Annotated in this window: 14 protein-coding genes and 2 tRNA genes; 12 read left to right on the top strand and 4 right to left on the bottom strand. The window is 34.6% G+C overall.

Features of this window, described 5'->3' with window-relative positions:
* The first annotated feature begins 6 nt into the window (after positions 1-6).
* The 7 genes from FEM21_RS14575 to FEM21_RS14545 all read left to right on the top strand — a co-directional run bounded on the left by FEM21_RS14575 (position 7) and on the right by FEM21_RS14545 (position 8,410).
* Positions 7-1,605 carry a RagB/SusD family nutrient uptake outer membrane protein gene (locus tag FEM21_RS14575; RefSeq protein WP_035661924.1) on the top strand — a complete coding sequence of 533 codons (1,599 nt, stop codon included), beginning with the start codon at positions 7-9 and terminating at the stop codon, positions 1,603-1,605.
* 220 nt (positions 1,606-1,825) lie between these two features.
* A complete protein-coding gene (locus FEM21_RS14570; RefSeq protein WP_035661921.1) occupies positions 1,826-2,647 on the top strand; it encodes a helix-turn-helix domain-containing protein in 822 nt (273 codons plus the stop codon).
* Between the two features lie 163 nt (positions 2,648-2,810).
* On the top strand, positions 2,811-4,121 hold the full coding sequence (locus tag FEM21_RS14565; protein WP_236353670.1) for a TolC family protein: 1,311 nt from the start codon (positions 2,811-2,813) through the stop codon (positions 4,119-4,121).
* Between the two features lie 21 nt (positions 4,122-4,142).
* Entirely contained in the window at positions 4,143-5,189 is a 1,047-nt protein-coding gene (locus FEM21_RS14560) for an HlyD family secretion protein (protein WP_236353667.1), read from the top strand.
* 1 nt (position 5,190) lies between these two features.
* Positions 5,191-6,774 carry an efflux MFS transporter permease gene (locus FEM21_RS14555; RefSeq protein WP_035661911.1) on the top strand — a complete coding sequence of 528 codons (1,584 nt, stop codon included), beginning with the start codon at positions 5,191-5,193 and terminating at the stop codon, positions 6,772-6,774.
* A gap of 71 nt (positions 6,775-6,845) precedes the next feature.
* Positions 6,846-7,505 carry an HAD family hydrolase gene (locus FEM21_RS14550; protein WP_035661907.1) on the top strand — a complete coding sequence of 220 codons (660 nt, stop codon included), beginning with the start codon at positions 6,846-6,848 and terminating at the stop codon, positions 7,503-7,505.
* Positions 7,506-7,582: 77 nt separating this feature from the next.
* On the top strand, positions 7,583-8,410 hold the full coding sequence (locus FEM21_RS14545) for an SMP-30/gluconolactonase/LRE family protein (protein ID WP_035661903.1): 828 nt from the start codon (positions 7,583-7,585) through the stop codon (positions 8,408-8,410).
* A 225-nt stretch (positions 8,411-8,635) separates the two neighbouring features.
* On the opposite strand, the gene FEM21_RS14540 is transcribed toward FEM21_RS14545, so the two are convergent.
* The 3 genes from FEM21_RS14540 to rseP all read right to left on the bottom strand — a co-directional run bounded on the left by FEM21_RS14540 (position 8,636) and on the right by rseP (position 10,625).
* Positions 8,636-8,709, bottom strand: a tRNA-Asn gene (locus FEM21_RS14540).
* A gap of 363 nt (positions 8,710-9,072) precedes the next feature.
* Positions 9,073-9,146, bottom strand: a tRNA-Asn gene (locus FEM21_RS14535).
* 135 nt (positions 9,147-9,281) lie between these two features.
* Positions 9,282-10,625 carry an RIP metalloprotease RseP gene (gene rseP / locus FEM21_RS14530; protein WP_035661900.1) on the bottom strand — a complete coding sequence of 448 codons (1,344 nt, stop codon included), beginning with the start codon at positions 10,623-10,625 and terminating at the stop codon, positions 9,282-9,284.
* Positions 10,626-10,812: 187 nt separating this feature from the next.
* Between rseP and FEM21_RS14525 the strand changes: the two genes are divergently transcribed.
* The 5 genes from FEM21_RS14525 (at position 10,813) to FEM21_RS14505 (ending at position 18,925) form a co-directional block, all read left to right on the top strand.
* Positions 10,813-11,874: an NADH:flavin oxidoreductase/NADH oxidase gene (locus tag FEM21_RS14525; protein ID WP_035661897.1), complete on the top strand. Its 1,062-nt coding sequence runs from the start codon at positions 10,813-10,815 to the stop codon at positions 11,872-11,874.
* A gap of 56 nt (positions 11,875-11,930) precedes the next feature.
* Positions 11,931-12,974 carry a Gfo/Idh/MocA family oxidoreductase gene (locus tag FEM21_RS14520; protein ID WP_035661894.1) on the top strand — a complete coding sequence of 348 codons (1,044 nt, stop codon included), beginning with the start codon at positions 11,931-11,933 and terminating at the stop codon, positions 12,972-12,974.
* 200 nt (positions 12,975-13,174) lie between these two features.
* Complete coding sequence (locus FEM21_RS14515) at positions 13,175-14,389, top strand: MFS transporter (protein ID WP_035661891.1); 1,215 nt, start codon at positions 13,175-13,177, stop codon at positions 14,387-14,389.
* Between the two features lie 339 nt (positions 14,390-14,728).
* A complete protein-coding gene (locus FEM21_RS14510; RefSeq protein WP_035661886.1) occupies positions 14,729-17,566 on the top strand; it encodes a TonB-dependent receptor in 2,838 nt (945 codons plus the stop codon).
* A gap of 18 nt (positions 17,567-17,584) precedes the next feature.
* Complete coding sequence (locus FEM21_RS14505) at positions 17,585-18,925, top strand: DUF5689 domain-containing protein (protein ID WP_035661883.1); 1,341 nt, start codon at positions 17,585-17,587, stop codon at positions 18,923-18,925.
* Between the two features lie 72 nt (positions 18,926-18,997).
* Here FEM21_RS14505 and FEM21_RS14500 read toward each other — a convergent pair.
* Positions 18,998-19,915, bottom strand: a 918-nt coding sequence (locus FEM21_RS14500; RefSeq protein WP_035661880.1) for a T9SS type A sorting domain-containing protein, incomplete at its 5' end; no start/stop codon positions are given.

Below are 19,915 nucleotides of genomic sequence, written 5' to 3'. Positions count from 1 at the left end.
ATAATAATGAAAACAAAAAATATATTTTTAGCAATAAGTACTATTATGTTATTTAGTACCTTTTCTTGTACTGATTTAGTTGATGATAGTTATGGATCTGTTATTTCAGAAAATTACACCCCAAGTACAGAAACAGACATTAGTGCATTAGTAAACGCAGCCTATATACCTTGGAGAAAAACAATGCTTTTATGGAATGGAGTGGTAAGAGCTCAGGAACTTCCTGCTGATCAGGATGTACTTCCTGCACGTACGGGTATAGGATGGATAGATGGTTATAATTATAAAAGAATGCACGAGCATACCTGGACTTCAAGTGATGATGGTGTTTTGCAGCCATGGAGTCGTACTTTTGAAGGTGTTAATACTTGTAATCGAATAATATACCAAATTGAAACTGGAAAAATTGTTGTTGAAGACGAAAGAAAAATTGCTCTTCTTGCAGAATTAAAAGTACTCCGTGCTTCTTACTATTACATACTTGTAGATTTATATGGTAACGTACCAATTGTTACTGATTTTAGTGATACAAGTTTGCCAAAACAAGCTACAAGAGCTGAAGTTTTTGATTTTATAGTAAAAGAAATTAAAGATAACATAGGAGTTTTGTCAGAAACTCCAAGAGGGCTTTATTACGGACGTATGAATAAATGGGTGGCTAATACCCTGTTGGCTAAAATGTATCTTAATGCCCAGGTATGGCGTGGTCAGTCAATGTGGGCTGAATGTATAACTGCTTGTGATAACGTAATAAATTCAGGTCATTATTCTTTAGAGGCAAATCAAAAAAATGTTTTTATTACTGATAATCATAATTCAAATGAAATCATTTTTGCACTTCCATTTGATGAGAAATATGTAAAAGATTGGAATGCATTCGATTTTCATATGTATACTTTGGCAAGTGAAAATCAAAAAACCTATCAATTTACAAATTCTCCATGGGGTGGAGTTTGTGCTATTCCACAATTTATAAACTCTTATAATTCAAATGATATTCGTTTAAAAGAGAATTTTATTGCTGGTCAGCAATATGCTATTACAGGTGAGGCTTTATCTATTAACTATACAAATTCAGTTCCGTCGATAGATGAATCGGATAAAGACGATGGGCTTCGTTGGGGCAAATTTGAATATGCTATTGGGGCTACAAATCGTTTAAGTAATGACTGGCCCATGTTTCGTTATGCAGACATATTGCTTATGAAAGCAGAAGCTTTGTTAAGATCAGGCCAGGCAGGAGCTGGTACTTTAGTAACAGAAGTACGTGCAAGAGCATTTACAGCTAACCCTACATTAGCCACAGTAACTGATGCGCAGCTGATGCTAGGAAGTAATTATGATTATGGAAGACGTGATAAAAATTCTCAAACATTTGAAGGTGGTGCTGATATTGTTATGGGCAGATTTCTTGATGAGTTAGGTTGGGAGTTTACACAAGAAGGACGCCGTCGTCAGGATCTTATTAGATTTGGTGTGTTTTCAACAAAATCATGGTTTTCACACAATGCAACTAAGAATATTGATTTTAATTTATTTCCAATTCCTAATGATGCATTGCTAACAAATTCTAATCTTGATCAAAATCCAGGTTATATAAAATAAATATTAAGTGGCGGACTTTTGTTCTCCATTAAGCATTTTTTGCTTTAACAGCATATTGATTAATAGAGAAAATCAGAATACTAAAGTTATTAATGGTTATTTTTCATAAAGCCTGTCGGTGTGGTTTCCGGCAGGCTTTTTTTGATATAATTAATTAAAAGTATTGATTTAGTATTGAAAACTTTGTTGAAATTTGTAGAATAAATTTTAGCAATCCTAAATGGAATCATCTCATCATAAAGTCGATAAATATTACATTAAAAATGTAGATGCCGATAAAAACAGTATTTATTGTCACCACGATTTGATGGGAGAATTGTTTGTTCCTACACACAAACATCTTAAAGCACAATTATTATATGCTGAGGGCGATGTGGTTTTTGTAACTACTGAAACCAAAACTTATTTTTTACCGGCGCGCCATTTTATCTGGATTCCTGGCGGAATTGAGCATAGCATTCAACCTAAATCAGAGAATGTAATGATGCGAAATTTATATTTTCCTATCGAAGCTAATGAAAATGTCTTTTTCCAAACCGAAGGAATTTATCCGGTAAATAACCTGCTGCTTCAAATGATGCTTTTTACCAATCGCTGGAATGGTGATTTGGAAAAAGGGACTCCGAATTTTGTTATTGCCAGTGCTATCAAAGCCATTTTGCCTCAAATTTGTTTAACTAATTTACCTCTCGAATTGCCTTTGCCAAAAGACGAAAGACTCAATAAAATTCTTCGTTTTATCGAAAATAATCTGGGAGAAACCATTCTTTTTGCTGAAGTGGCGACACAATTTGGTTATAGTGAACGCTCTTTGTATCGCTTGTTTCAAAAGGATTTAGGTATGTCTTTTATACAATATTATACCATTCGCCGTATTTTAAAAGCGATCGAATTGCTGTTAGAAAAAAAGCTTTCAGTTAAGGAAATTGCTCAGGAAGTAGGTTATAATAGTGTGCCTACTTTTAGTAACACATTCTATAAAATTTTAAGACAGCGTCCGTCGGATTATTTAAATCAGGATGAGATTTTAAAGAGAAAATAGCAGATAAAATCCGGTTTTTAACAAATGTCCGAAATGAATATCTTATTGACTTTTTAAGATTATCAGTCATCAAAAAAATGAAAGAACTTTGTACTTCAATTTATTTGATGTATTCATGTTACCTAAAGAATCAATTTGTTTAACAGAATTATTTTTCAAAAAAATGATTCTCGTTCTAATTTTACTGGGATTTACTACTTTAAAAGCCCAACAAACGAATCCTATTTCCCTTAAAGAGGCATTGAAAATTGCCAAAGAAAACAACCTTTCGGTCTTAAAATCGAAATTAGAAATTCAACTTTCAGAAGAAAATATTAAAGAACGTCAGGAACTCCGCTTGCCTGATGTTGAGCTTTCGGGTGTTTATTCGAGAATTACCAATTTAACTGAATTTAAAGACGGTTTTTTGAAAGGAAAAGAAGTGGTACATACTATTCCGGAAATTTATGATATCAAAACCAATTTTAAGATGCCTATTTATGCCGGAAACAAAATCAATAATGCAATTGAAATAGCAAAACAACAAAATATAATTGCCGAAATTCAAAAAGAAAAAGCAGAAAATGATATAGAATTAGAAGTGATTGCTAATTATCTGGGGATTTATAAACTGATGCAGCTTCAAAAAATTATCGACGAAAATATTAAAGAAGAACAAAATAGACTAAAGGAAGTACAGTCACTTAAAAAGCACGGAACAGTCACTAAAAACGAAGTCGTCCGTGCCGAATTACAACTTTCGGACAGGGAGTTGAGCGCTTTGAATAATTCGAAAAACATTCAAATTTTACTGCACAATTTTAAAACATTATTGCAATTACCCGAAACACAGGAAATAAGTATTGATACTGCTGCAAGTATAGATAGTAATGGAATGGATTCGTATGATTTTTACATGCATCATGCTTTAGAAAATGAAGAAATGCAGATAGCCACTCAGGAAATCAATATTCGAAAAACAGAATTGGCTTTGGCAAAAGGTAACTATTATCCAAGTATTCATTTCTTTGGAAATTATGCATTCAGTTATCCTAATTATAGATTTTTTCCTCCCGATCCGTATTTGTACAGTTTAGGTCAGCTGGGAATTGAAGCCAGTTTTGATCTTTCAGGTTTGTATAAAAACAAGACCAAGGTAAAAATGGCTAATACTAAAATTGAATGGCAAAAAACGCAGACTCAATTACTGAAAAACAATATACAGGATGAGTTGTTTAAAAATCACACCCAATATCAGGAAGTGATAGAAAAGTATAAAGTGGTTGATAAAGCGCTGGAATTAGCCAATGAAAACTACCGAATTGTAAAATTAAAATACCTTAATCAATTGGTTTTAATTACCGAGATGGTTGATGCCGATAATGCTTTATTACAGGCAAAATACAATAAAATAGCAAGCCGTATTGATGCTGCAATGAAACATTATGAGTTGTTGCACACGGCAGGATTACTAAACGAAGAATTTAAATTATAACAAAAAGACATAATGTATCTGATGGCAAATAAGAGTAAAAAAACAAGTCAATTTTTTCATGTTTTTGTAAAATTAGTAGCAACCGGGCTAATTGTGAGCGGTGTTGTTTTAGGAATTTGGTTTTATGTTTTTAATAGGAATAACGAAGAAACAAACGATGCCCAAATAGAACAATATGTGACCCCAATTATGTCCAGAATTACGGGTTATGTGCAGGAAGTGCGTTACGAAGAAAACCAATTTGTACATAAAGGCGACACCTTGTTGCTGATTGATAATCGGGAGTATAAATCGAAATTAGATGCTGCTTTGGCTGATGTTGCTTTGGCAAAACAAAATTCAGTAGTTGCAGAAAAAAATGTAGCTACAACGGCAAGTACAGCTACTATTGGTGAAGCCCAACTGAAAGCAGCACAAACGAATTTGTGGAAAACCAAATTGGAATATCAGCGTTATAAAGCTCTGGTAAGTGAAGACGCTGCAACCGAACAACAATTAGAAAAAGTAAATGCCGATTATCAGGCAGCACAGGCGCAGTTTCAGGAAATGAAAAACCGAATTCAAATGGCTAATTTGAGTACTTCACAGGCTGCTGCCAATGTACCTTCGGTGCAAACATTAATACAAGCTAAACAAGCACTGGCAGATAACGCTGCGCTTTTTCTTTCGTACACTGTAATAACAGCGCCTTATGATGGTTGGGTGGGTAAAAAAACAATCCAGAACGGACAGTTAATCAAAGAAGGACAGGCGCTGGTTGCTATTGTGAGTAAAGAAAAGTGGATTACGGCTAATTTTAAAGAAACCCAATTGGAATATCTAAAAGTAGGACAAAAGGTAACCGTTGAAGCCGATGCCGTAAGCGGTAGTGATTTTGTGGGAACCATAAGTTCTATTTCTCCGGCTAGTGGAGCACGATTTTCGTTGTTGCCACCGGATAATGCTACCGGGAATTTTGTGAAAATTGAACAACGTATTCCAGTTAAAATTAAACTCGATGAAAATAATACCAAAGTTGATTTTCTAAGAGCCGGAATGAATGTAAAAGTAATAGCTGAACACAGTTAAAATGAATAATCAAAGTATATTTAAATCATGGGTTCCTAATTGGGCCATTATTATAATTCTGTTTGTTTGCCTGCTGCATTCCATGATTTTATTGGGAGTTTATACTTCTAACGTAACCTATGCGGCAAGTTTTCTGGATATTGAACCCGAAGATTTGCAATACGGTATGTGTGTGACTTATGGAACTTTACTGGCAAGTATATTAATCGAAAGCAGGTTTTCCAGTTATTTTCCAACCAAGAATTATCTGATGGCGGTATATTCATTAATTGCCATTACGATTGTTTCCTCGGCTTATGTAAGCAGTTTTGAGGTGTTTTTGTTGTTAAGAGTTTTCGAAGGAATATTGATGGCATTGCCCGTTATTACCGTTAGACAGTTGTTAATTGAGCGATTTCATTCTAAAAATGCTATCATTATCGGTTTTTCATTTTATTATGGCGCTTTATTGTTATCTACTCCTTTTATAATGAACATTGCGGTTTGGTTTTTGGATAATTACGATTGGAAATACATGTTGTATGTGTCAGGAGCTTTGCAGGTTTTGAATGTTTTCCTGATTATGATTACATTCAGAGGTCACCGAATCACAAAGAAAATTCCGTTGTATCAGATAGATTGGATCAGTTATTTTCTGGTGTTGACTTCTATTTTAACGGGAGCTTATTTTTTTGTGTATGCCGAAAAAATGTATTGGTTTGAATCTTCACAAATGGTACTTAGTCTGGCGGTTTTTCTAATTACTACCGGCTTGTTTATTTTTAAAGAACTTTCGGTTAAAAGGCCGAGTTTTCATCTCGAAGCTTTTAGTTATGCCAATTTGCGAATAGGCTTGCTGCTGTTTTTCCTGTTTTATATCAGCAGGGCTACGCTGAGTTTATGTCATGGAGCCATGTTTTCTATTTGGAATTGGGATCCTTCCAGAGTTGCGGCTGTGCAATATATTAACGGATTGGGGAATGTGATAGGTTTGGTTTTGTCCGCCGTTTTTTTAATGAAAGCTATGCCAACTAAATATATTTTTATGTTGGGTTTTTCGCTTATTGCGGTGTATCATTTTTGGTTTACGTTTTTGTTTGTGCCTGATATTGCCCTGACAGATATTCTAATTCCTTATGTTTTACAAGGAATTGGTGTTGGGTTGTTATTTGTGCCCTTGGTTTTGTTTACTACTTCTTCTGTTCCTCAAAAAATGGCTGCTACCTCAGGTATTGTAGCTGTTTCGGGGAGATTTTGGGGTAGTACCATTGGTTTTTGTGTGATGCAAAATGCTGTGGTTTTTTTACAGAAAAAACATTTTTTAAAGTTCAGTCAGTTTTTAACGGCAAACAGTTTCGAAACTCAGGATGCAATTTCAAAAACTGCTCAGAGCTTTATGGATAAAGGGTATTCGTTGGATAATGTGAATACATTGGCATTAAAAAAAACATTGAGTAATATTACTAAACAAGCAACTTTGCTGAGTGATATGGAAATTTATACCACCGTGGGTTATGGTTTGCTTGTTCTGATTATTTTTATTGGTTTCAACCAACATTTAAAACAGAGTTTTAATTTATTTAAGAGTAAACTTTGGATTAGTTAGAAATCAACCCTAATAATTGAAGCAGAAAAAAATAATGCTCGTATCTTGCAATTGCTAAAACAATATATAAAATGAGTCAGCACTGTGTTATTTTTGATATGGATGGAGTGATTTGTCATACTAATCCACATCATGTAAAGGCTTTCGAAGCGTTTTTTGATAAATACCAAATTCTTTATACACTCCAGGAATTTGAAGAACATATGTATGGAAAACATAATGGTTATATCATGAGCCATTTTTTTAAGCGTCCTGTAAAAGGAGAAGAACTTAGAAAATTGGAAGATGAAAAAGAATCCATGTTTCGTGAGATTTATAAAGATTGTGTCGAAACTATTCCGCACTATTTAGCATTTTTGGACAAATTGAAAGCCCGTAATTTTAAAACGGCTGTTGCCACATCGGCACCTCGTGCTAATCTTGATTTGATTATAAGTGCCTTAAAAATTGAAGATAAAATGGATTCGATGCTCTCAAGTGAAGATGTGAGTCATCACAAACCGGATCCTGAAGTTTATTTGAAATCGGCACAAATTGTAGGTGTTCCTCCTTCAAAATGTATTGTTTTTGAAGATTCTTTTTCGGGAGTTTCAGCGGCGCTGAATGCCGGAATGAAAGTTGTCGGTGTCTTGAGTACGCATACTAAAGAAGAATTGCCTCCCTGTGATTTTTATATCAACGATTATAGCGAAGTTAATGTCGATAAACTTTTGACTTTGTTAAACAGTTAATAAAATAATAAGAGCTATTACTAATAATTTTATTTTTGTTAGACCTTATATTATAATGCCAAATCAATTGAAAGATTATGAAATACAAATTTTTAGCACTATCAGTCTTTACAGCATTTAGTTTTAATATTAAAGCCCAACAACTTTCGAAACCCATTTGGGAAAGTAAAAATATACCGGTACCAGAATCTGTATTATATGATGCAGCTGATAAAAAACTGTACGTAAGTTTAATTGATGGTGTGGGCAACGTAAAAGATGGAAAAGGAGGTGTTGCTATTCTTAACACCGACGGAACGATACACAATCAAAATTGGGTTGAAGGCTTGAATGCGCCTAAAGGTTTGGCTCGTTATAAAAATACACTTTTTGTGGCAGATATAACTGCTGTAGTGAGTATTGATATTCCGAGTGGAAAAATCGTTAATAAATTAGAAATTGAAAATGCTGTTTTTTTAAACGATGTAACAGTAGATAATAAAGGAGTAGTTTATGTGTCTGATACGCGTACAAATAAAGTACATCGTATCAAAAATGGTAAAAGCGAACTTTATTTAGAAAACGTGAATAGTGCTAACGGTCTAAAATGGATTAATAAAAATTTATATGTCTTGGCAAATACAGAGCTTTTAAAAGTGGACAAAAACAAAAATAGAAGTATTGTTGCCAAAGGTTTTGAAAAACAAGGAGATGGTATAGAACAGCTTAAAAACGGTGATTTTATAGTAAGTTGTTGGGCTGGACTAATTTATTATGTTAAAGCCAATGGCGAAATTAATAAGTTACAAGATGTACAAGGACAAATGAACACTGCCGATTTAGGTTATAATGCTAAGGAAAACATATTGTATATCCCAACGTTTAACCATAATAGTGTGATTGCTTATAAATTATTGGAGAATTAAATGTGATTTAATAGAAAGACAAAGCCTTTACAGAAATGTAAAGGCTTTTTTTATGGGAAAATGACACGGACTCGAACCAAGTTGTAAAGTTTACTGCAAAAAAAAGACCCATCATTGCTGATAGTCTTTCTAAAAAAGCTTCTCCGCCGCGGCGGACTCGAACCAAGTTCGTAAAGTTTACTACAAAAAAAGACCATCATTGCTGATAGTCTTTTCTAAAAAAAGCTCCCCCTCTTGGGCTCGAACCAAGGACCCTCTGATTAACAGTCAGATGCTCTAACCAACTGAGCTAAGGAGGAAACTGTATATTTAATATGCGTAAGGAACGTATTTGTTTGCCAGATTTTATTAATCTTAGCGGATGCAAATATAAGATGTTTTTTGAATGTGACAAATAAAAGAGTTGTTAATTCATGATAGAATTCAAAAAAATTAGCACAAGAAAGACCATTATTGCTGATAGTCTTTTCTAAAAAAAGCTTCTCCGCTGTGGCGGGCTCGAACCAAGTTCATAAAAAGTTTAGAGCAAAAAAAAGCCACTCAATTGCTTGAATGGCTTTCTAAAAAAAGCTTCTCCGCCGCGGCGGACTCGAACCAAGGTTCAAATGGATTTAAAACAAAAAATCCAGTCTAAATAATTAAACTGGATTTTTAAAAATAAGCTCCCCCTCTTGGGCTCGAACCAAGGACCCTCTGATTAACAGTCAGATGCTCTAACCAACTGAGCTAAGGAGGAAACTGTATATTTAATATGCGTAAGGAACGTATTTGATTGCTATTTTTAAGATCTTGCGTCTTGTTCTTAGCGGTTGCAAATATAAGACGTTTTTTGAATGTGACAAACAAAAAATAGATTTTTTTTCTGTTTTTTTTACTTGCCTACAATTGCTTTGTAAATGTCGTTTCCGTTAGCAAATACCAGCAGTGTGATAAGTAAAACGAAACCAACCATTTGGGCGTTTTCAAGGAATTTGTCACTTGGTTTTTTACCCGAAATCATTTCGTATAATAAAAACATTACATGACCTCCATCAAGTGCCGGAATAGGCAATAAGTTCATTACACCAAGCATAATGGATAATAAAGCGGTGATAGTCCAGAAAACTTCCCAGCTCCATGTGTTTGGGAAAATATTATAAATAGCTGCAAATCCACCTACTTGTTTGTAAGCTCCGGTATCAGGATTAAAAATCATTTTTAATTGTTTACCATAACCTACTAATTGGTTTTTCCCTTTTTCGATTCCAACAGGAATAGATTCTATGAAACTGAATTTTTCAGTACTAACTTTATAATAACCTAATTTTTCTAAAGAACTTAGGTCTAAACCACCAAGTTGAACTCCCAGTTTTCCTTCTTTATCTACAATAAGCTGTACCGCTGTTTCTTTTTGATTGCGTAAAACTACTGCAGGAATAGTTTTTCCTTTATTGTTTTCTAAGATGGTTTTAGCTTCATCAAAATATTTTACTTTTTGATTGTTTAACGAAAGCAAAACATCCTTTGGCTGTAAAGCCGTATTTTTAGATTCTTCAGCAACAGCTCCAATTGCAAATGGCATACGAATAGAGACGATTGATTTTTTGTCGTATTGAGACAATTGATCAATAAAATCATTAGGCATTTTTATGGTTTGTTGAGCGCCATTTCTTTCAATCAGGATTTCTTTACCCATTGCGATTTTCATGTTGATTTCGTTGTCAAATTTTGCAATTTCGCTTCCGTCAACAGCAAGGATTTTATCACCGGTTTTAAAACCAGCTTTAACCATAGCAGGATTTTCAATTAAAAGTCCGTCTTTTAAATCGCTATTAGCAATATAAGTTTCACCATAAGTAAAAGCCATTCCAATGTAAATAATAAAAGCCAGAATAAAGTTTACCGTAACTCCGCCAAGCATAATAATCAAACGCTGCCAGGCTGGTTTAGAACGAAATTCCCATGGCTGCTGAGGTTGAGCCATTTGTTCTTTGTCCATGCTTTCATCAATCATTCCTGAAATTTTCACGTAACCACCCAGAGGAAGCCAACCAATTCCATATTCAGTTTCACCGATTTTCTTTTTAAGAAGTGAAAATTTAACGTCAAAAAATAAATAGAATTTTTCGACTCTGGTTTTGAATAATTTGGCAGGAATAAAATGCCCTAATTCGTGTAATATAATCAGTAATGATAAACTCAATAAGAATTGAGAAAGCTTGATAACAATATCCATTTTTTAGTTTTGGTTCTTAATTATGATTGACAAAAGTAAGGTTTTCTGTTTGTTTATTTTACAATAATTTTCCCATACGCATTTAAATGTTTGTTAATTAATTTCAATTTAAATTCAGATATTCCGCAAGCTCTTGTAACTTTACTTTTCTCAAATAAAATCAGTTCACGTTTTAAAAAACAGGATTATGTCTTCAAAATTATTTTCTCCCCTCTCGATAAAAAATATTATATTAAAAAATAGAATTGCAATTTCTCCAATGTGTCAATATTCAGCCGAAGATGGTTTTGCTAATGATTGGCATTTGGTGCATCTGGGAAGCCGTGCTACTGGCGGTGCGGGATTAATTATTCAGGAAGCTACGGCGGTATCACCCGAAGGCCGAATTTCACTGGAAGATTTAGGGCTCTGGAAAGACGAACAAATCGAAAAAATGAAAGCCATTACCGCTTTTATCAAAAGTCAAAATTCGGTTCCGGGAATCCAATTGGCACACGCCGGACGAAAAGCAAGCGTTTCTTCACCATGGAAAGGCAATAAGAAACTTGATGTTTCACAAGGCGGATGGCAAACTGTAGCGCCATCGGAAATAGGATATCATGATGATGAAACGCCGGTGGCTTTAGACAAAAACGGAATCCAAAAAGTGATTTCCGATTTTAAATCAGCGACCAAAAGAGCCGTGGAAGCAGGTTATGAAGTACTGGAAATTCACGCTGCTCACGGATATTTAAACCATCAGTTTTTGTCTCCTTTATCGAATAAAAGAACTGATGAGTATGGAGGGAGTTTCGAAAACCGTATCCGTTTAACAATCGAAATTCTCGAAGCAGTACAAACAGAATGGCCTGCGAATTTGCCTTTGTTTGTTCGAATTTCAGCAACTGATTGGGCAGAAGGAGGATGGAATCTGGAAGAATCTATTGCACTTTCGAAAATCCTAAAAGAAAAAGGAGTTGATTTGATTGATGTTTCTTCTGGCGGAGCAGTTTCACATCAAAAAATTACATTAGAACCGGGTTACCAAGTTCCATTTGCAGAAGAAGTAAAAAAACAAGCTGGAATTTTAACAGGAGCCGTTGGTTTAATTACCGAAGCGCAACAAGCCGAAGAAATCCTGACTAGCGGAAAAGCCGATTTGATTTTATTTGCCAGAGAATCATTGCGTAATCCTAATTTAGGATTGGATTTTGCGAAAGCATTAGTCACAGATATCGCCTGGCCTTCACAATATGAAAGAGCAAAATAATTTTCTATTTCGAATAAATCTAAAATCTACATTCTGAAATCTAATATAAAAAATATATGAAAAAAATAAAAGCAGCTTTACTTTCTTACGGAATGTCGGGCAAGGTGTTTCAGGCACCATTTTTAGAATTGCATCCCGGTTTTGAATTATTAGGTTCCTGGGAAAGAAGTAAAAAACTAATTCAAGCCGATTATCCGCATTTAAAAAGCTATGAATCTATTGACGAAATTTTAGCAAATGACGAAATTGATTTGGTTGTAGTGAATACACCTATCGATACGCATTTTGAATATGCTAAACGAGTTTTGGAAGCTGGAAAACATGCCATTGTCGAAAAAGCATTTACCACCACAGTTGTCGAAGCACAGGAATTAGCGGCTTTAGCTAAAGCAAAAGGATTGAAATTAGCTGTTTTTCAAAATAGAAGATGGGACAGTGATTTGAAAACCGTACGCCAGGTTTTATCAGAAGGAACTTTGGGCGAAATTGTAGAAGCCGAATTTCATTTTGATCGTTACAATCCGTTGTTGAGTGAAAAACAGCATAAGGAAACGGTTAATTCAGGTTCGGGAATTTTGAAAGATTTAGGTCCGCATTTAATTGATCAGGCTTTGTATTTGTTTGGTTTTCCAAAATCTGTTTTTGCCGATATTCGAACAACACGTAACAATTCACTTGTGGATGATTGGGTCGATATTTTGCTGTTTTATCCTGATTTCAGAGTGCGCTTGAAAGCGAGTTTCTTTGTACGCGAACCTAATCCGGCTTATGTGATTCATGGTAAAAAAGGTTCGTTTTTGAAACCGCGTGGCGATGTACAGGAAGACGATTTGAAATTGATGAAAAAACCAAATTTAGAGTCTTGGGGAACTGAGTCTTTAGAAAAACAAGGTTTTTTACATACTGAAAGTGATGGCAAAATTACGAATGGAAAAATCCCAACGCTTCAGGGAAATTATTATGATTTTTTTGATGGAGTTTACAATTCGATCATTAATAATTCTCTAGAACCGGTTACTGCTGATGATGGTGCAAGAGTAATGCAGATAATCGAAGCAGCTATCGAGAGTAATAAAGAAAAAAGAGTAGTCGATTTATAAAAATGTTTTTGATTATCATCAAAAATTTTACAATAACCTCAGATTTGGAATGGAAAGTCATTTTTGAATCTGAGGTTTCTTGTTAAAATTATTTATTTTTTGAACGATAACGATGTATTATTAGTTGCTTAAACTGAATTAGTAAGTTGCACTATTGCTTTTCGTATTTTTGCATCCTTAATATTTAAAATACAAAACCTTTGTTACGATTAAATTTTATAGGAAACTTTAGAGCGCAAGGAAAGATTAAAAAAAGTTTTAGAAATGCTAAACTTTCTTATCTCAACAGAGTGCGTATTGCGGTGGCTTCGTTTTATTTCGGGATGGGATTGTGTTTTGCCACCTGGGCAAGTAGAATTCCAGATATCAAAATGAGCTTAAATTTAAGTGATGCCGATTTAGGTTCGATTCTTTTTGCATTACCGGTTGGTCAATTAACCATGATGGCATTTTCCGGAAAATTAGTAACCCGCTATGGAAGTCATCGTTTAGTGGTGCTGTCGTTAAGTATGTACGCTTTTTGTTTGACTAATTTAGGCTTGGCTACCAATGCCTGGCAGCTGGCTTTAGGTTTGTATGTTTTTGGCCTTTTTGGAAACATGAACAATATTGCCGTAAATACGCAGGGTGTTTACACTGAGCAGCTTTTCAAAAGAACCATTATGGCATCTTTTCATGGTGTGTGGAGTTTTGCCGGTTTTACAGGGGCTTTAGTTGGTTTAGGAATGCTGGCTTTAAACTTAACGCCCTATCATCATTTCATTATAGTTGGGATCATTACGTTATTACTTATTGCTTTTAATTATAAATTCTTGGTTAAAGCCAAAGAAAAACGAAAAATTGCCGAAAAGAAAAAACTGTTTTCGAAACCTGATATGACTTTAATTTGGTTAGGAGTTATCGGTTTTGGATCTATGGCGAGCGAAGGAATTATGTTCGATTGGAGCGGAATTTATTTTAAAGATATCGTTCAGGCACCAGGTCCTTTAATTATTTTAGGTTATACTTCATTTATGATTATGATGGCAACCGGACGTTTCTTAGGCGACGGAATGATTAATAGATTCGGAAGAAAAATTGTTATACAAACAGGAGGAGTCTTAATTTCAACAGGACTTTTTACTTCAGTATTTTTGCCGTTTTTAATTCCATCGACTATTGGATTTATGTTAGTAGGACTTGGAGTTTCGACAATTGTGCCTACATTATATAGTATTGCCGGAAAACATCCCACGATTCCTCCTGGCGAAGCATTAACAGCGGTATCGAGTGTGAGTTTCCTTGGATTTTTAATGGGACCGCCTGTAATTGGTTACATTGCTGAATTATTCGGATTACGATTTTCATTTGCCTTCATTGGTGTATTTGGAATTCTAATTGCTTTTTTAGTGCCAAGAATCAAAGTAATTCAGTAAATCATTTTTTAATTTAATAAACGCTAACAGGATTTGATTTTAATATGATTCTGTTAGCGTTTTTCTTTTTTTTATTCACCACATAAAAAAAATAATACAAAAATATTTTTTATTAAAAGTTTTTTCTTACTTTTAATTTCAGAAAGCAAAATCTACTTTTACTAAGTGATTTAATACCACTGCTTTCGAATTTATTTTATTTCCAAGAACAATAACCCCCACTTGATTTTATAATATTCCTTTTTGGAATGTTTTGTTGCTTTTAGCAATTACATTTTCAAATTGTATTATCAAGCAATTTTCTTTTAAAAAGAAGTTGCGGTTAATTCTATTGGGCTTATGAGATATTTTCTTGTTTTACTATTTAGTACTGTTGCAATTAGTAGTGCATTGGCACAAGATCAAACTAGGATTTCAGCAAAGGTTTTAGATTCCAAAACATTAAAACCAATAGTGGCTGTCGTGGTTTCTATTCAAAATACCAATTTTACACAACTAACCAATACTGATGGAATAGTTGTTTTTGAGGCCATTCCACCAGCTGATTATTTACTGCTTTTTCATAGTCAGGGTTATAAAGATGCATTGTTTCCTGTTTCAGTTCAAAATACTCTAGAACTAGATTTAGGAACTATTTTGCTGGATGTAGATCAGGTTTCTGAGCAACAGGCAGCTGTGATTCAGCTTTTCGAAGACGACTTAACTGATGATAATAGCAGTTCAGAGAATACTTCCGGATTATTACAATCTTCGAGGGATGCTTTTCAGCAGGCAGCTGCTTTCAATTGGGGGCAAGCCCGTTTTAGAATTCGTGGTTTAGACAGTGAAAATGCTACTACGATGATTAACGGAGTAACGATGAACAAAATTTATGACGGAAGACCGCAATGGAACAACTGGGGCGGACTCAATGATGCAACCCGAAATCAGGAATTTTCCATAGGAACAGCTCCATCTGATTATACTTTTGGAGGAATTCTGGGAACTCAGCATATTAATACCCGTGCTTCGATATATCGCTCTGGAACCCGTATTACTTTTTCAGGAACCAATACTAATTATAATTGGCGAATGATGGCGACTCATGCTTCCGGAATGAGCAATTCAGGCTGGGCTTATGTTATTTCGGCGGGAAAACGCTATGCACAGGAAGGACATTTTGAAGGAACAAATTATGATGCGAATTCACTTTTTCTAAGTGTCGAAAAAAGATTAAGTGACCGACATTCGATTAATATTACTGGATTTTATACACCGAATGAGCGTGGGAAAAACTCACCAAATACAAATGAAGTGACTAATTTGACTAGTGAAACTTACAATTCTTATTGGGGTTATCAAAATGGGAAACAACGAAATGCCCGTGTAAGAACGATTGAAGAACCTATTGTGATGCTGAATCATTATTTTAAAATAAATAATCATACTAATTTAAATTCGGCAGTTTCCTATCAGTTGGGGAAAGTAGGGAATAGCAATATTGATTTTCAAAATGCGAATAGTCCTGATCCTACTTATTTCAGGAAAATGCCGAGTTATTTCACCTCTTTATATGCTGCTGATAACGGAGAATTCTCAGGCGATTTTACACCAGATTATGATAATGCTGAGAAAAACAGATTGGCATTTTTAGCTAATCCTCAAATGGATTGGGAATCCATGTATCGGGCAAATCAAAATCCTGTAGTAGATTCAAATTCGAAAATCATTGGTTATGAAGCGGCTCAAAGTCATTATGTGTTGTATGAAGACAGAAATGATGATAAAACGCTGGCGGTGAATTCGAACTTTAATTCGCAACTCAATGATAATTTAATTCTCAATGCCGGAGTTTCATTTAGGGATTTGAAATCGCATAATTATCAAAAAATGCTGGATTTATTAGGAGGTACTTTTTTTGAAGATATCGACGGATTTTATAGCGGGAATCAGGCACAATCTGATTTGAATAATCCCAATCGTCAGGTTAAAACAGCTGATGTTTATGGCTATAATTACAAACTTTCGGCAGCGGTTTTGGAAGCATTCACGCAGTTTAAATTTTCGTATGATAAAATCGATTTTTATTTGGCGCAGTCTTTTTCGAAAACAAATTATCAAAGAGAAGGTTTATATAAAAATGGTATTTACCCAACGATTTCTTTTGGCAAAAGCCAAAAACTGAACTTTGAGAACTTTGGTTTCAAGGGCGGAATGATTTTTAAAATTTCAGGAAGGCAATCTATCAATTTGAATGCGGCTCATTTGACTAAAGCACCCAATCTTAGAAATAGTTTTTCGAATGCCAGATTGAATAATACGATAGTAAATGGCTTAGAAAATGAAACTCTCAATAGTCTTGATGCGACTTATATTTTTAGAACACCAAAATTAAAAACGAGAGTAACTGCTTATTATTCGACGATAAAAGATGCGACTAAAATTAGCTTTTTTTATGCTGAAGGAATTTTTAATCGTGAAGGCGGATATACCAATACAAATGCTTTTGTGAGCCAGACGTTGACAGGTTTAAACCGAAAAAATATTGGTGCCGAACTGAGTCTGGAATATCAAATAAGTCCAACTTTAAAAACAAGTTTTTCGTCAGCGTACGGGCAATTTACTTTTGATAGTAATCCCAATGTGAGTATTAACAATGATGCTTTGGCTACGGTTGAAAATACTAATCCGTCGTTTGATTTTGGAACCACACTTTTAAAGAATTACAAACAAGCAGGAATGCCACAACAGGCGTATAGTCTGGGTTTAGAATACCGTGATCCTAAATATTGGTGGATAGGTTCGAATGTCAATTATTTGGCAGAAAATTACATTGATGTTTCGCCTATTTCCAGAACGAATCGATTTTATATAAATCCCGCCAGCGGATTACCATTTCCTGAAGCTACTGAAGAAAGAGCCGCTGAATTATTGCAACAGGAAAAATTTGATCCGGTGGTTTTACTCAACTTAATTGGCGGAAAATCATGGCGCATTAAAGGAAAATTTCTCGGACTTTTTGTGAGTGTAAATAATGTGCTTGATAACAAATACAAAACAGGTGGTTTTGAACAGGCTAGAAATTCAAATTTTAGGCAGCTCAATCAGGATGTTTCCAGCGGAACTCCTTCTTTTGGCAACAAATATTTTTATGGATACGGCAGAACGTATTTTGTGAATCTCAATTTTAGTTTCTAATTTAAAAAGGTAGCGATTATGAAAAATTATACTTTTCGATTTTTATTAATGATGTTAGTTTTAGAATCTTGTGCTAATGATGAAGCGGGAATCCCGAAGTTAAGTTGTAATCAGGCTGATTTTGCAGTTAACAAAACTGTTGCTGATATTCAAAAAACAACTGCCGAAATTGTGGCTCAATATTCCTATGATGATGTAATTGAGGGCTATGTAGTTTCTAGTGATGAAAATGGTAATTTTTTTAAAACCATTTCGTTTCAAACTTTGGCTACAGCCACAACTCCGGCGATAGGTTTTAGTGTTCCGGTTGATGTTACGAATTTGTATGTGGATTTTCGATTGGGAAATAAAGTATATGTAAAATTAAAAAATCAATATACTGATTTGTATTACGGTGGATTACGAATTGGCGGATTGTATGTGAATGCATATAATCAAGGCGGAGTGGGGAGGCTTTCGCAAAATGATTATAAGAAAGTGTTGTATTCTTCTTGTACCAATTTAAAAGAAGAACAATTGGTGCGTTCGATTGATTTAGGCGAAATTAACGATAGTCATCTAAATACGCTTATTGAATTATCAGATGTGCAATTTGTAGAATCGGCTATTGGACGGCATTATTTTGAAGAGACTAATAATGTAGGTGGTGCGACCAATTGGAATTTGGTAGACAAAAAAGGGAATCAAATTATTTTTAGAACGAGTAGTTATGCTGATTTTTCTAAAAGTATTGTACCTGATGGAAGTGGAAAAGTGCGAGGCGTTTTGACTAAATATGCTGCCGATTATCAACTAATGGCTAGAAAAGAAAGCGATGTTAATATGACTGGAAAACGTAATGTTCCCTTTTTTATTGAAGATTTTCAAACGGTTTCCGATGGTACTAATTTGAGTTTGCCTGGCTGGGGAAATATTAGACAAGCAGGAGCTATTTTTTGGAAAGGTGGTATTACATCGACTAATGGTTATGCTGAATTTGCTATAACGGGAACCAAGGTAGCTTCAAATATTGTTTGGTTGATTTCACCAAAAATTGATATGGATACGCATACCAATGAGAAGCTTTCGTTTAGAACAGCACAGCATCATTTGGATGTAGATTCGCCATTAAACACATTGGAAGTTTATATTTCGAAAAATTTTGATGGAGTGAATATTAATACCGCAACCTGGACCCGACTTCCGGCAAGAATTCCCACTCAGTCTACGCCCTGGTATGAGTTTATTGGTTCAGGAGCTATTGATTTATCAGCTTACACCGGAAAAATTAATATCGCTTTTAAGTACATTGGCTCTGGAACTAATTTAGCTTTAGATGGCGCTTTTCAGGTAGATGATGTACAGATTTATGGGGATTAGTTAGGATTAATGTTATAAAAAAAGCCGACTTCAATTTTTATTTGAGTCGGCTTTGATAAAAAACAAAATCTATTATTTTTTCACGATAGCTTTAATTGTATAGTGTTTACCATTTTTAATATGTAAAAAGTAAACTCCCTTAATTAAATTAGTCATCGACATTTGTTGCATTGTAGTTATTAAAGGTTCTGATTTAACTTTTCTGGCTAAAATATTATAAAGAGCAAGTTCTGCTTTATCATACACCTTATCTACTTTAACATTTAGAACTGTTTCAACCGGATTAGGGTAAACCACAACATTTTCGAAAATACTGGTCGCCGGAGTGTTATAACAACTTCCTAATTTGTCTCCATGATTTAAATGTGCCTGAACTGCACTTGCACTAATACATAGTTCGTTACCATTATGACAAACCATTACTTTATTTCCTGAATTACCGCATTGAACATTTATGGCATTAATAGCAATTGATGTTGAAGTTTGACATCCTAAAGCATCAGTAACAATCACATTATAATTCCCTGCCTGATTTACAACAATTGCAGCCGATGATTGTCCGTTACTCCAGTTGTAAGTGTAAGGAGCTGTTCCACCATTTGGCGTAGCTGTTATTGTAAATGATGAAGGTCCGTAACCAATGTATAAAGTGTTTTTATCCACCGCAGATTGATTCGCCGCATAAACATCGGGAATACTTACCGTTAATGGAGTATTAAGAGTTACTGTGTTGCTGACAGTACTTTGATTATCATGAATATCAGTAACTGTCCATGTTATAGTAGAAACGCCTGCATTAAAGTTTCCGCTGGCATCGTTACCATTACCGCTTCTTATAGTAGCTCCACTTATACTATAGCTGATTGCAGACACACCACAATTGTCAGTTGCTGCTAATGTTGGAATAATATATTTATTGCTTTCATCATAACAGAATGATTGTGGTACAAGTTCTCTAATTAAAGGTTTTTGAGTATCCTGTACAATTAC

Source organism: Flavobacterium seoulense, from assembly GCF_000695795.1.
In the GTDB taxonomy this organism is placed as follows: Bacteria; Bacteroidota; Bacteroidia; order Flavobacteriales; family Flavobacteriaceae; genus Flavobacterium; species Flavobacterium seoulense.
This window is presented reverse-complemented; position numbering and strand designations above follow the sequence as displayed.

What these genes read in the sequence shown, in the direction of transcription:
- FEM21_RS14575 (WP_035661924.1), top strand. Translation starts at nt 7, where the DNA reads ATGAAAACAAAAAATATATTTTTAGCAATAAGTACTATTATGTTATTT.
- FEM21_RS14570 (WP_035661921.1), top strand. Translation starts at nt 1,826, where the DNA reads ATGGAATCATCTCATCATAAAGTCGATAAATATTACATTAAAAATGTA.
- FEM21_RS14565 (WP_236353670.1), top strand. Translation starts at nt 2,811, where the DNA reads ATGATTCTCGTTCTAATTTTACTGGGATTTACTACTTTAAAAGCCCAA.
- FEM21_RS14560 (WP_236353667.1), top strand. Translation starts at nt 4,143, where the DNA reads ATGGCAAATAAGAGTAAAAAAACAAGTCAATTTTTTCATGTTTTTGTA.
- FEM21_RS14555 (WP_035661911.1), top strand. Translation starts at nt 5,191, where the DNA reads ATGAATAATCAAAGTATATTTAAATCATGGGTTCCTAATTGGGCCATT.
- FEM21_RS14550 (WP_035661907.1), top strand. Translation starts at nt 6,846, where the DNA reads ATGAGTCAGCACTGTGTTATTTTTGATATGGATGGAGTGATTTGTCAT.
- FEM21_RS14545 (WP_035661903.1), top strand. Translation starts at nt 7,583, where the DNA reads ATGAAATACAAATTTTTAGCACTATCAGTCTTTACAGCATTTAGTTTT.
- rseP (WP_035661900.1), bottom strand. Translation starts at nt 10,625, where the DNA reads ATGGATATTGTTATCAAGCTTTCTCAATTCTTATTGAGTTTATCATTA.
- FEM21_RS14525 (WP_035661897.1), top strand. Translation starts at nt 10,813, where the DNA reads ATGTCTTCAAAATTATTTTCTCCCCTCTCGATAAAAAATATTATATTA.
- FEM21_RS14520 (WP_035661894.1), top strand. Translation starts at nt 11,931, where the DNA reads ATGAAAAAAATAAAAGCAGCTTTACTTTCTTACGGAATGTCGGGCAAG.
- FEM21_RS14510 (WP_035661886.1), top strand. Translation starts at nt 14,729, where the DNA reads ATGAGATATTTTCTTGTTTTACTATTTAGTACTGTTGCAATTAGTAGT.
- FEM21_RS14505 (WP_035661883.1), top strand. Translation starts at nt 17,585, where the DNA reads ATGAAAAATTATACTTTTCGATTTTTATTAATGATGTTAGTTTTAGAA.